Origin of the sequence: Erythrobacter neustonensis (genome assembly GCF_001663175.1) — a bacterium.
Classification (GTDB): domain Bacteria; phylum Pseudomonadota; class Alphaproteobacteria; order Sphingomonadales; family Sphingomonadaceae; genus Erythrobacter; species Erythrobacter neustonensis.
The window spans coordinates 3,034,542-3,047,459 of sequence record NZ_CP016033.1; the positions used below are offsets into that span (position 1 = coordinate 3,034,542).

General features: G+C 61.2%; 11 protein-coding genes. 3 read left to right on the forward strand and 8 right to left on the reverse strand.

What is annotated here, in order from left to right; genetic code table 11:
- Positions 1-7 precede the first annotated feature (7 nt).
- Complete coding sequence (locus A9D12_RS14140; protein ID WP_068353067.1) at positions 8-2,266, reverse strand: TonB-dependent receptor; 2,259 nt, start codon at positions 2,264-2,266, stop codon at positions 8-10.
- A gap of 147 nt (positions 2,267-2,413) precedes the next feature.
- Between A9D12_RS14140 and A9D12_RS14145 the strand changes: the two genes are divergently transcribed.
- On the forward strand, positions 2,414-3,058 hold the full coding sequence (locus A9D12_RS14145; protein WP_197489835.1) for a TetR/AcrR family transcriptional regulator: 645 nt from the start codon (positions 2,414-2,416) through the stop codon (positions 3,056-3,058).
- Positions 3,059-3,092: 34 nt separating this feature from the next.
- Here the strand turns inward: A9D12_RS14145 and A9D12_RS14780 are convergent, their stop codons facing one another.
- The 4 genes from A9D12_RS14780 to A9D12_RS14160 form a co-directional block, all read right to left on the reverse strand.
- Complete coding sequence (locus A9D12_RS14780; RefSeq protein ID WP_156522896.1) at positions 3,093-3,251, reverse strand: hypothetical protein; 159 nt, start codon at positions 3,249-3,251, stop codon at positions 3,093-3,095.
- 142 nt (positions 3,252-3,393) lie between these two features.
- Entirely contained in the window at positions 3,394-4,146 is a 753-nt protein-coding gene (locus A9D12_RS14150; RefSeq protein WP_068353072.1) for a 3'-5' exonuclease family protein, read from the reverse strand.
- Positions 4,146-4,745 (reverse strand): hypothetical protein, encoded by a 600-nt coding sequence (locus A9D12_RS14155; RefSeq protein ID WP_068353075.1) that lies wholly within the window; start codon positions 4,743-4,745, stop codon positions 4,146-4,148. Before A9D12_RS14155 ends, A9D12_RS14150 begins: the two co-directional genes overlap by 1 nt.
- Positions 4,746-4,819: 74 nt before the next feature.
- Complete coding sequence (locus A9D12_RS14160; protein ID WP_068353084.1) at positions 4,820-5,338, reverse strand: hypothetical protein; 519 nt, start codon at positions 5,336-5,338, stop codon at positions 4,820-4,822.
- A 1,257-nt stretch (positions 5,339-6,595) separates the two neighbouring features.
- Here A9D12_RS14160 and A9D12_RS14165 point away from each other — a divergent pair.
- Positions 6,596-8,146 (forward strand): hypothetical protein, encoded by a 1,551-nt coding sequence (locus A9D12_RS14165; protein ID WP_068353087.1) that lies wholly within the window; start codon positions 6,596-6,598, stop codon positions 8,144-8,146.
- A 946-nt stretch (positions 8,147-9,092) separates the two neighbouring features.
- Here the strand turns inward: A9D12_RS14165 and A9D12_RS14175 are convergent.
- Positions 9,093-10,049, reverse strand: coding sequence for an alpha/beta fold hydrolase (locus A9D12_RS14175; protein ID WP_231889641.1), 957 nt, complete (start codon positions 10,047-10,049; stop codon positions 9,093-9,095).
- 220 nt (positions 10,050-10,269) lie between these two features.
- On the opposite strand from A9D12_RS14175, the gene A9D12_RS14180 reads away from it, so the two are divergent.
- A complete protein-coding gene (locus A9D12_RS14180) occupies positions 10,270-10,638 on the forward strand; it encodes a winged helix-turn-helix transcriptional regulator (protein WP_231889642.1) in 369 nt (122 codons plus the stop codon).
- Between the two features lie 53 nt (positions 10,639-10,691).
- Here the strand turns inward: A9D12_RS14180 and A9D12_RS14185 are convergent, their stop codons facing one another.
- Positions 10,692-12,131, reverse strand: coding sequence for an NAD-dependent succinate-semialdehyde dehydrogenase (locus A9D12_RS14185; RefSeq protein ID WP_068353100.1), 1,440 nt, complete (start codon positions 12,129-12,131; stop codon positions 10,692-10,694).
- A 184-nt stretch (positions 12,132-12,315) separates the two neighbouring features.
- Positions 12,316-12,915, reverse strand: coding sequence for a TetR/AcrR family transcriptional regulator (locus tag A9D12_RS14190; RefSeq protein ID WP_068353103.1), 600 nt, complete (start codon positions 12,913-12,915; stop codon positions 12,316-12,318).
- Positions 12,916-12,918 lie beyond the last annotated feature (3 nt).

A 12,918-nucleotide genomic window follows, 5' to 3' on the forward strand; every position in this document is an offset into this window, starting at 1 on the left:
AACCACATCAGAACCGCGCGTCGAGCGAGATGCCGATCACCCGCCGCGATTCCGCCCCGGCAAACTGCGCGAAGGAGACAGGGTCAAGCTGCTGCAAGGCCGTAGGCGTAACGAAGCGCGCGCCCGAGCGGAAGGTGTCGAAGGCATTGCGCACGAAGGCCGCAACCCCGAAGCGTTCATCCGCCGTGCGCACCCCGATGCGCCCGCCGACATTCACCCAGTTGTCGATCGAGAGGACATCGTCCCCCGCCGCATTCGAGAACATCCGCGGGTTGCGCACCACGTCGGCCTGAATGAACCCGCCGAACTTGTCGCTCAGCGCAAAGCTGTATTCCGCGCTGCTGGTGACCTTCAGCGCGCCGCCGGGACGGAAGGTGCTCGCATCGACCTGCTGGCCAAAGGCATTGGGGACAAGGAAGCCCTCCCCATAGCGCCGCACCAGCAAGGTCGCCCCGAGGTTGAGCGAAAGGCCCTTCACCGGCTGGCCGAACAGATTGGCGGTCGCGCCCCATGACCGGAATGTCGGCGCATTGCCGAACACCAGCAGGTTGGCGGGCGTCGAATTGTCGACGAAGTTCGCCTGATAGTCCTTCACGCGGGTGTAGAAGCCGGTCGCGTTCAGCGCCACGCGCCCGCCCGCGAAGCTCGACTTGAAGCCTGCCTCGTAAGCGGTCGGCACTTCGGGGCGCACGATCAGCTGGCTGCCGGCAACCCCTGCCGCCTGGTCATTGACCGCCGGGCCCTTGTAGCCGCGGGTCACCGTGGCGAAGGTCATAACGTTGTCGGCCACATCATACTGCACCCCGGCGCGGAAACCGAAATAGGTGTCGCGCGCCGCCGCATCGATGGCGGGGAGCGGCGTGACCTGCCCGACTGCGCCCGGCGCGGTGGTGGTGGCAGCGGTCTGCGCCTTGACGATCTCACGGCCCACACGCGCGCCCAGCACCACCCGGAAATCGGGCGAGACATTGAGCGTCGCCTGACCGAACACGGCATAGCCTTCGGTCTGCACCGCCGTGTCGCGCACCTGCCCGAACGGCAGCGCGCACAGCGCGGCGGCGGGAAGCGGGCAGGCACCGATCAGCGGCAGATCGGCAAGGATCGCGCCCACCTGCGTCACCGAATTGGTCAGGCGCTGGTTCGAATAATACAGCCCCGCCACCCCTTCGACGAACCCGCCATTGGGCGTCGACAGGCGCAGTTCCTGGCTGAGGTTGCGGTTCGATCCGGTCTGCGGCTGGAAATAGCGATCAGCCGTGGTGCTATCGATGTCCACCAACTCGTCGATGTTGCGGCGACGGATCGCACTGACGGAGGTCAGGGTGTAATCGCCCAACGCCACATCGACCTGGCCCGAAAAGCCGAAGACCTTGTGATCGCTCTTGTTGCGCCCCGCGCATCCCTCGGTGTTATCGGGACCGACATTGACGCCGCAGGCCGCAAGCCGCGCGGTCAGCAGGCTGGTGGGTGAGGACTGGAACACCGCCCACTGCACCCCGCCATCATAGTAGTTGTGGGTGTAATCGCCCGACAGGTTGATCGTCACCGTCTCGCTCGGCTCCCACAGGAACCGGCCGCGCACAGCCTCGCTCTTGCGTTCCTGCCAGCTGCCATCGGCAAGGTTCTGCTGCACGCGCGGATCCTGCGCAAACCCGCCCGCAATGCGCAGGGCAGCAGTGTCACTCACCGGCAAGTTCACCGCGAGCCGCGTAATGATATTGCCCAGCGTCCCGAAGTCGGCATGAGCGATCACCGCGGCGCGGCCGGTATCGGGCGCATTGGTAATGACATTGACCACGCCGGCCGAAGAGTTGCGCCCGAATAGCGTGCTTTGCGGGCCTTCGAGCACTTCGATCCGGGCAATGTCGAACAGCAGCGGCGGATCGATCGAGGTGTTGGCGAGCGCGACGTTATCGAACACCACCCCCACGCTGCCTTCGGAGCTTTGCGCAAGGCTGATGCCGCCCACCCCGCGGATGCTGAGCGCGCCATAATTGGTCGGCCCGGCAATATCGAGTGCCGGAGCCGAACGGGTAAGGTTTTCGACCGAGTTGACGTTCTGGCGGGTCAACTGTTCGCCGCCGACGACGGTCACGGTCACGGGAACGTCCTGAAGCCGCTCTTCACGGCGGTTCACGGTAACGATGATCTCGCTGACATTGGCCTCGGGGCTGTCGGCACCGGCAGCATCGGTGCTGTTTTGCGCCTGCGCCTGTGCGGCGAGCGCGAGCAGGCTGGAGCCCAGCAAAATCGAATAAAGCCTCATTGTCGCATCCTCTCGTGCTGGATCTCTGTCCAATTTCGGACGTGCGCTTAGCGCGTGCATTTACTAACTGTCAAGTCAGTAAGTATCTTGAGGCTTGCGGGAATGGCGATGACATTGTCGCCAACGCGGGTAGGAGACCCTATAGCAATGCCCATGGACACCCTGACGCAGACCGAGAAAAAGCCCCGCCGCAAACAGGAAGACCGCACCAGCGATGCGCGCGCGCGCATCATCGAGGCGACCGTGCGGTGCCTCTACAAGGTCGGCTACAGCGGGGTCTCGACCGCGATGATCGCCAAGGAAGCTGGGGTCAGCCGGGGCAACATCTTCTACCACTTCGGCACCTATGCCGAGCTGATGGTGGCGGTGCGTGACGCGGTATATCAAGAAGAGCGCCAGCTCATCGAAGACATCCGCGCCCGCGTGGGCACCCGCGCCTATCTCGATCAAGTGCCGCGATATGTGCTGGCCGGAATGCGGCGCGAACCCGCCATCGCGGTCGACGAGATCATGCTGGCCGCAAGATCGGACCCGGAGTTGAGCGAAAAGCTGCGCCAGACCGAAAAGACCATCGAGCAGCGGGCGGTCGAAGACTTCGCGGCGCTCTATGCCGAACTGGGCCTCGAACCTCCGCACAACCTTGCGATCCTCTCGCGCGTTGCCGTCGCCGCCTTCCGCGGTCTGGCGATTGCCGAACTTGTGCAAGGCGAGGACGCAAAGATCGACGAATGCATCGAATACCTTATCCGCCTTCTGCAAGTGAGCGAGACGATCGGACCGATCGGCGAATGATGAACCGTTACAAGCAACGGAGCGGCCAAAATGGTCAGGGCAGCACCGGACGATTGGCGTGATGGCGGTGCCCAATGCCTGTGACGGTCTTGCCGGGATAAAGAGCCGCTAAAGCAGATTTTTTCAGGATCGGACAATCACGGCAGATCGGCCGTCTTGGCCCTTGCATTGTCACGTCTTCATAATCGGTCATCAATTTCCCGCATTTGCTGGTCAGCGGCCTAGTGATGCAACACGGACAGGCGAGGCGCCGCGAGGGGCCCTCGGAAATCCTTGAGCACATTGGATCAAGCATCGCGGCCCCAATCTTCTCAGGGCCGCGATGCAATGTGCCATCAGGCGGCGTGGCTATACTGCGCAGCCATCTCCCCCTCGAGCTGCTGCTGATAGCGGGACAAATGTTCTGCCAGCCCGTGCTCAGGCCGCCGGCGCAGGAACGCCGCGATCTGGGCAACTGCGGCAGGATCATAGCGGATCCCTTCGTGCCCTTGGGTTTCGCACCATGCAAACCAGACCAGCGCCAGCAGCAATGTGTCTAGTTCGACGTGGTGCCGAAGCTGCTCCCACTGCTCGAGGCTCGCCGGCCGCACCGGTGCGGCTTTTGCGGTAATAAGCGCCGGTGGGATGCCCAAGCGCAGGCAGACCTGCGACAGGTGCGACCAGGATTTGCCCGCGCCTTTGATCAGCAAGCCAAGATCGATGTGGGATCGGTCCCATGGCAGCTGCTTGGCCTGGAACTGGCGCGGCAAGACGATGCCGTGACGCATCGCAGCCAGTACAACGACAGGCACATCGATGGCCACTCCCCCGAAGCTCAACACTTTGTGCAGCGGTCGGCGCCGAATGAAATCAAGCGCCTGTTCGACCAGTGTTCCCTCGTCAGGCCAGTCGGCGAGCGTCCAGCTTGCCAGCGTTCCGATGGCGATCTCGCCGCTTGCCGCAATCGTGAATTCGAGCGCAGCGGCTGCGGTAACGGTTTTGATGGCGACCGCCTTGCGGTTGGATGCCGGATCGATCTGGCGATGCATTTCGAACAGGGCTTCGTCGGTGGCGAATTCGAGGTCGAAGGCGATGTAGGACTGGGTCATCAGAAGATCTCCGTTGGGCCGAATTGACCAAGGGGACGTGCGCGCTGCAATGCTGACCACGCCTGATAGGCTGCCGTGAGACGGTTTCGTTCGTGCCGATGGAGGGTGGTGAAGAGCTGGCTGAGGAACAGGGTCTGCGCCTCGGCCTCGCAGCGCCGGGCCTTCTCGGCGGTGATGTCGCCCTTGCCTGCACGCCAGATGTCGAAATGCCTTGCGACTGCAACCATCGCGTGCTCGGCCAAGGCAATAGGGCGCACGTCGCAATCTGGCCTCACAGTAGCCAAGGTCTGCGCATCGGTGGGAGCCGGCATGGGCCGCCCCTTGGCCAGTTGGCGAACCAGGCCGCGCGGCAGGCGGGGCGAGCGCATGATGACCCGCGCATCCCGCGGGATCATGCTGGCGATGTGCTCGATCGCCTCCTGGCGTGAAAGCGCAGGCAGGACGACGGCCGTACGAGCGTTGAAGCTGGTCGAAACGGTGTCATCGGTGACGACGAAGACGCTGGCTGCGACGGCTTGGCTGGCGGGTGCCAGTTCGGTGCAATCGCGGATGATGGCCAGCGCGCAGGTGACCGCGGGCGACGAATGGCAAGTAGTCATGGGTATTCTCCAGATACAAGAACGGCGGCACCCAGAGGGCACCGCCGGACGATCGATGAGGGATGTGGTTGCGGTCAGCGCGCCGCGGACGACCGCAGGGCCGAGGGCAGCGTGACGGCGGAGTATGGTGCGCGCTCGGCAGGAATGCGGAGCAGGTCAACGACCTCGCCTCCCATCGCTTCGATGCCACGCTCGACGTCACGCTCCGGCGGCATCGCCACCGAGACCAGCCGGCCGTCACGCAGTTGCCAGCCGTGCCGGCGATCTGCGGATACCAGAACAACCTGCTGTTCGGGGCCGAACCGCGCCGGCTCGACAGTCCTTACGATGGTGACCTTGCCGACGGTCGTGATCAGCGAAAGATAGCGCCTGATCGCACCGCTGCGCTGACGCTCGCTCACGGCAACGAGATAGTCGACGCCGGCAGCGCCTGCAGAGCGCCCCAAGCTGTCGAAAGTCCCGTCGCCTTCGTCGACCAGCATGGCCGCCACGCGAAAGTGCGTGCCGACAGGAAACGGCGGTAGGCCCATCAACTTTGCCAAGGCGGCGGCCAAGGCATGTTGCAGAGCGACCTCTGGGTGATTCAATTCCATCTTCTGTCCTTTCGATGTGGACCCGCCACGCGAAAGGACCTTTTCCTCTCACCCGGGCGGATCACCGGCCCTGCTTCCCCTGATGACCACACCCTTGCACGCCGGAGGTCTCGGTCGCGCACCTTGCTACGCTGGCTGCTTCCGCAGCCGCGCAGTTATCGGATGTTTCAGACAACCCTAGCGGAGCGTCCAAGGCCTCGCGAAGGCCGCCCCACGTCCTGGCTCTGCCGGACACTGCCTGCGGGCTACACCCCGGAGCCTGCGAAGGGGCGCCCGCGAACAGGGGTGAACGAAGTGCACCCCTGTTTGTGGTATTGCGCCTGTAAACACATCTGCTGCTGCGGATGTGTTTGAGGTATTGCGCCTCAAAATTTTGGGCGTTGAAGCCATCAAGTGGACATTTTCAACGGAAAATGCCCTGTACGTTTTCTGCATCGGTTCCAAAACTTGAATTTTGCGAGCCTCGGACGCGATAGGGCATAGTCAGTCTAGGCTTGAGAATCTCGTTTATCCGATCATTCTCAACTATAAATGGTCGCAATTTGACCGAATGCACGCTTACGGCATCATTCTCAATGAGCAATACGAACGCTCGATGACGGAAAGGGCGTTTTCCGCATCATTCGGGAATGATGCCACAATTGTCGGATTTGCACGTTATAAGCATCATTCGCTTGATACCAAGTCAGCTTCTTGATCACCAAGCCCGGCCGCGCGTTTTCAGCATCATCCTGGCCAAGACTACGATTTGCGATTGCCGAATTAGTGCGTTTACCGCGTCATTCCTCATGCGCAATTAATCCATCATAGCCCGAAATGCACGTTTCCCGCATCAGTCCTCATTTACAATTGGACTTTTGAGGGGCAGCTGTGGCAAACTACGTTTTCAGCATCAGATATTCTTGAGCTGATTCTGCTGTTGGATGACGTGCCCGACCCCCATCACGGTCGTATCGGCCCTGCCCTGGGTTGAATTGCACGTTTCCCGCATCATTCGCTTGAGCGTTCAGCGCACCGAGCTGAACTCGGATTTGATCCTTGGAAGGTCGAGTTATGGAACCTGAGACTACCCCTGAGACACCGGATAGCTCGCACGACGATGCTGGCTCCAATTCCGCATCACCGGTAAATTCGACGGGGTCAAGCCATGCTTCGGACTCCGGCGCATCAGGTGACGACATCGATAACGCTTCGCTTTCTGGCTCGGCGAAGGCGAAGTCCGAGTATGCGAGGGACGCCAGGGAACGTGAGAGGTTCATGGCTTGGCTCGGGCTGGAAGATGATGAAGCGATCGAGCTTTATCATCGTATGCGAATGTCGCAGATACCCTCCGAGCATGCTTTGCTGAGTGCGACCGCTGAAGAGCGCCTCATGCGGATGAAGGAAACGGTTGAAGCCAGGCTTCGATCATTACCCCGCTTCACCTATCCGGAGTTTCGCAGCCGGCTCAAAATCAATCAGCGTGTGAAGATAACTTCGGAGCTGTTTGACGTCGTATCGAACGATGCTGATGAGCTGGCGAAAATGGCCTTGCTCTCAGGTGAGATGATCACGCGGATGATCGACAAGATCGACGAGCAAATGGCTCTTCACCTGCAGATTGTCGATCGCCTCGAAGCCGTTCGAAGGCTCGAGGAAAAGGCTATCGCGTCCCCACCTGAATGGGCGCTCGAAATAGCGCGAATGATTGAAGGCACCGGTTTCGATCGGCTTTCGATCAGATCGAAGGGTAAGGACATCGTACGTGATATTAGGGAGGTTCTCGAGAAGCACGGAAGGTCGCCCGAAAACGCCAGCGAGATGTTTGACCGCCTAGGTCACAGGCTGGCAGCGAATATCGACCGCGAGTTCTACGACGGTGACCTAGACGCGAACTCGCAGGTGCCGATTAGCGAGGATTCGGAAACCGCCGTGATGATCGAGGGCACATCTGACGTTGTGCCTGATGGGTGGTCTCCAAGCGGCGGCACACCCGTGAGCGATCTTTCATCAGGACGCATGGCCGAAGCATTCTTTGCTGGTGACTTTGGGGCAAAGACGGCGACCGACCCCAAGCCTGATGAAGCCCGCCCGGACTGTCTCGCGGTTATCGCCGGTCTCAAAGACTTGATTCGATTCGATGCAATGTACAGCCAGTTCGACCGGCGGGAGCCTTCTCCGCTCAATAAATCATACATGGCTCGCATCGAGGAGCGCGACCGTTACAGCATGGCAATTGCCACGCTGATCAATGGCGTTCTTCCTGATGCGGCATGGCTGCGATACGAGGCGGTAGCCGGCGATTATGCGCTGGTGCAGATGAGGGGCCCCTCCAGCATTTTGCCGCGGTTGAATAATGCATTTGACTTAGCAATGCCTGGCACTGGCGCGATATCTGGGATGCTACCGCCTTATGCGTCGATGGCGCGGTATGGCGAGATCGTGGGAGCCACCGAGGCGGAGCTGCGCAGTTTGGCGGCATGGGATGCTGCGGGCACGGGCCCTGCGCATTTGCGGCCTGCCGTTCTGAACGGGACTAACGGTGATCCGGTTCAGGCCTATGAGGTCATGAAGCATGCGGTACACGTGCATCTGTCGAAAGTGCTGGGCTCCGACGAAGCGGCCCAGATATCGCCCTTGGCTCGGGAGCACATGGCGAGGTTCTGGCTGTTCTTGGTGCTAGGCCGGATGCGCAACCCGCAACTTGATCGGTTGTGGCCGGACGGTTTCTTCCATGGTGTGGAAGGACATGATGTCGGTCTCGGCAACCACGGGTATTTGCGATTGCTGCGGATGAACACGGGATCGATTGACGCGTCGATCGTGTAGATGATTGTCCGCATTTAGGGATCAGCTGGGGCTCCTCCAATGTCCGTTAGTGGGTGGGAAGCGGTCAGGACCGCAGAAGCAGGATGGCCTTATTGATCGTTAGTAATGCGAACAGCGAGAAGGCCGTCCATGCTAGCAACGGCGAGCTATCCTTGCTCACTCCAAATACCAACAGGAGCGGGCCCACTACCAAGTAGTAACGATCACCTAGAAGGCGTAAACGCTCGTTCAACGTGCTGGTATCCATCACAAAAGAGTAGCGCATTCGCCGATGTCCGCAAAGAGGCCGATAGCTGACGGACAGGAAATTTTCGCGAAACGGGCATAGACGACGCAGCCCCTGAACGATCGCCGATGCGGCTGGCTGGCGACTGAATGAGCTTTGTCAGCGGGGCGGTCACGCCCCCCTGATCACGTTCGCCGATCAGTCCCCAGTCCCGCCCGCATTCGGCCCTTGCAGCCGGATTCATCGTATGTCACATGCCTGTGCACACGGCCTTCGCGCCGTGCTGCAGCCCGCGGTTTTCCGGGCTTTGCGGGTGGTCGGAAAAGTGGACTCGCATCCTGTCTATTAGACCATTTTACATAATTTGTGGCTTGCGTTAGCGTTTCCGGCGCGATTTTTTGTCTATACTACTATGTTCGAGCCGCTTTTAGTCCCGCGACAACTCCTTCTGCGGCGATAACATCCGTTCTTAAACGCGCTTATAAGGACCGTCGGCACTCCGGAAGAAAGTTACCATGTTACAATGCGTTAAACGCATTGGCGATCGCTTTTGTTCAATCAGTTACAGGATTGCTGCTCTGGGCTGAACGATTGAATAGAGCAAAATGCACCTGCATCGACTAGGCGAGCGAGCTCTTTGTACAACGCGCTCGCAAAATACCTGTACAGGATGGAGTGGAAAAGAAATCATTCCAGTTTGTATCGAAACAGTTTCACGCATCAACTAAGCGGCGTCGCTCTCACAAAAGCTGCAATTTGACTTGCCGCTTCCACGGGATATTGATGCTGCGGTCCGTGCCCTGCCCGGGGATATGTGACCAGATGCAGGGTCGGGAGCTGGCCGTTCAGCGCATACCAGTTTTCGACCGGGAAGATGATGTCGTGATCGCCGCCCAGATGCAGGATCGGCACCGCGGTGTGCTTCAGCATCAGCAGGATGTCATCTACCGGGAAGGCCGGATTGCGCGGGGCGGTGCCGATCTGGGCAATCGCCCATTCGGCGTCGACGTCGGGGCTGCGGTCCTTGGTGCGCGAGAAGATCCGCTTGAAGGACTGCGCCGAGGCCTTGCGGCTGCCTTCGTCCACAGGCTCGAAGAACACCGTGGTGAACTGGTCGAGGTCAACCCCGGGCTTGGCGGCGGCGTCGTAGAACAGCTGTTCGGCGGGCTTCACCAACTGGCCCGGAGGCGTGGTGCCGATCAGCACGACGTGGGTGACCTCGGCCCCGAACATCGCGAGGTAGATCTGCGCGACGATCCCACCCAGTGACCAGCCCCCGATGGCAACGTCTTTCAGGCCGAGGCCGAGGATCAGCTCGCGCGCGTCCTTGACCAGCGCGGGTGGATCATAGCTGCGGGCCCCGGTGGAGAGGCCGAGACCCGAATAGTCGAAGGTAATGACCTCGAAGCCCTCACCCGTAAGGCTGTCGATGAACAGCGGGTCCCAGGTGTCGAGCGTGCCTCGGAAGCGGTTGAACAGCACCAGCGGCTTGCCAGTGCCGACGCGGCGGTAGGACAGCTTGCGGCCGCCGATCTCGAGATAGCGGGTCGGTGCGCTCGCATAGTCGGAAACGGCGGCGGTGCTGGCGGCGACCATCACCGGGGCCGTGCCAGCCAGAGCGATCGCGGCGGCGGCGCCCGCGCCGGACTTGAAGATGGTTCTGCGCAGAAAGGTCATTTCATATGCTCCATGCGCCCGGGATATGCGGGCCTGTCGCGACAACCAGGGCTGTCACGGGGGTTGAGGTGTCGTGAATCGGGGATGGATATCGATTCGATAGTGTGTTACTACGCAATTCGTAGCGAATCACTATCAAAATGATATCGAAAGTCGGATGATGGACACCCCCTGCCCTATGGCCCGCGGCATTGCCGCTTTCGGAGACTCCTGGAGCCTCATGATCTTGCGCGAGGCGCTGGGCGGCGCGACCCGGTTCGATACCTTCCGCAAGAACCTCGGCATCGCGCCGACGGTGCTGACCAAGCGGCTGGCGATGCTGACGCAGGAAGGCCTGCTCGAGCGTGTGCGCTATCAGGACAATCCGCCGCGTGACGAATACCAGCTGACTGAAGCTGGGCGTGACTTGCGGCCCATCCTGATGCTGATCGCGCAATGGGGTCGCACCCACCGGCCCGGCGGCGAACTGGCGCGCTATCTCGATTCCGCCGACGGACACGAACTGGAGCCGGTCGCCATCGACCGGGTCACGGGCGACCCGATCGGGATCAGGCCGATCACGGTCGTCGTCCCCGGCACAGGGCAATAACGACCGGCGGGCAACAGCGCGGGCCGCACCATCGCTCGGCCCGGCGTCATTGATCATGCCTGATTGGTGAACTTGGTCACCAGATAGGCGTCAATGCCTTCGGTGCCGTTCTCACTGCCATAGCCGCTTTGCTTGACCCCGCCAAACGGGGCCTCGGGCATCCCAAAGTAATAGGTGTTGATCCCGATCATGCCGCTTTCAAGCTCGCCTGAAAGCCGCTGGGCCTGCTGGGTATTGGTGGTGAAGGCATAGGCCGCCAGGCCGAATGGCAGGCGGTTCGCCTTGGCAATGGCGTCATCGATATCGGAGAAGCACGAGAGGATCGCGACCGGGCCAAAGGGTTCGTCATTCATGATCTGCGCGGTGTCGGGAACGCCGGTCAGCACGGTCGGTTCGAACAACAGGCCGGTATTCCCGATCCGCTTGCCGCCAGTGGTGATCGTCCCGCCGTGTTCGACGGCATCGGCGATCAGCCGCTCCATCGCCGCCAGCCGGCGGTCATTGGCAAGCGGCCCCATGACGGTTTCGGCATCGAACCCATCGCCCACCTTGATCGCGCTGGCGGCGACGGTGAACTTTTCGACGAACGCGTCATAGACCGCGTCCTGAATGTAGAAGCGCGTCGGCGAAATGCAGCTCGCGCCAGCCATGAAGAACTTGTTTGCGACCGAAGACTCGACAGCCATGTCGATGTCGGCATCATCGCACACGATTACCGGGGCATGGCCACCAAGCTCCATCGTCACCGCCGTCACCTGCCGGGCGGCGAGCGCAGCCAGCTGCTGGCCGACCGGCGTTGGTCCGGTGAAAGAGACCTTGCGGATGATCGGCGAGGCAATCAGCGTGGCCGAAATATGCGCCGGATCGCCCAGCACGACGTTCAGCACGCCTGCGGGAAGGCCAGCATCGGCGAAAGCCTCGGCAATCATGAGGCCGCTTCCGGGCGTTTCTTCTGAAGGCTTGATGATCATCGAACAGCCTGCGGCGAGCGCTGCCGCAATCTTGCGGCCAGTCAACAGCGCGGGAGCGTTCCACGGCGCGAAGGCTGCCACCGGGCCGATCGGTTCACGCGAGATGATGGCGCGGCCATGCGGCAGGCGGGATTCGACCGTGCGGCCATAGATGCGCTTGGCCTCTTCACCGGCCCAGACGATCGATTCTATCGTCAGCCCCATTTCCATCCGCGCCTCTGCCAGCGGCTTGCCGACTTCGAGCGTGAGGATTTCTGCGAAGCGCTCGATCCGGACGCGGATCAGTTCGGCTGCCCTCAGGATAATCGCCGCTCGCTCCCAAGCGGGGACTTTGCGCCACTGTTTGAACGCGCGCTGCGAGCTTTCCAGCGCAGCCGCCAAGTCGGCATCGGTCGCATGGGGCATTTCAGCGAGGATGCTGCCGTCAAAGGGATTGGTCACGGAACTGGTCTGGCGTCCGTCACCGGACAGACGCGCGCCGTCGATCCACTGATAGAGCGGCACGTAATGGCGGAGGGGCATGAGGGGACTCCTTTCAGGTCGAAGCAAAACCGCGCGCAAAAGCACGCCGCGATGCCGAGGGTCGGTAGGACATCGGATCTTGGGATTGGCCGACAATCCGGGATGCGGACGCAGACAACTCACCCTGCATCGCCATTCTATTTATGGCGCTCTATGCCAATTGTCAACGGGTGACATTTTTTGATCAGGCTATGCCCGTCAATGCCGCCGCCTCATCGAACATGGCTGTCAGCGATGGCTTCCCATCGGCATCGACCCAGCGTGCGATCACATTGCGGATCAGGGCAAACACGATGTCGGTGTAGAGCCGCACCTGCCAATCCACAGGCTGCTGCCCCACCCCCTTCGCGCCGATCATGACGGCCAGTTGATCCGCCAGCCCCGCTGTCATGGCGAGCTTGCGCGCCCGAATGTCAGGCGATGCAGCAATGGCGCGTTCGATGGCCAGATAGAACGGGGCGTGCGCTTCATAATGGGCAATCAGCGCACGGGCGCTCGAGAGAAGCGCGCTTGCAAGATGCGTGTTGGATGAACGCGCTGCAAAGCTGTCGAGGAAGACGGCGGTGCTATCCTCAACCTGGCTGACCACGATATCTTCCTTGGTCGCAAAGTAGCGCAGCAGCGTGCGCGGCGAGACGTCGACCTCTGCTGCGATCTGGCTGATCGTGGTCTCGGCAAAACCCTGTTGTTCGAACAGGCGGAGCGCTGCCTCCAGCAGCGCCGTGCGGGTCTTGTCCTTCTTGCGTTCTCTCAGCCCAGATTGGGCGTCCTTTATCTCGGCCATGCT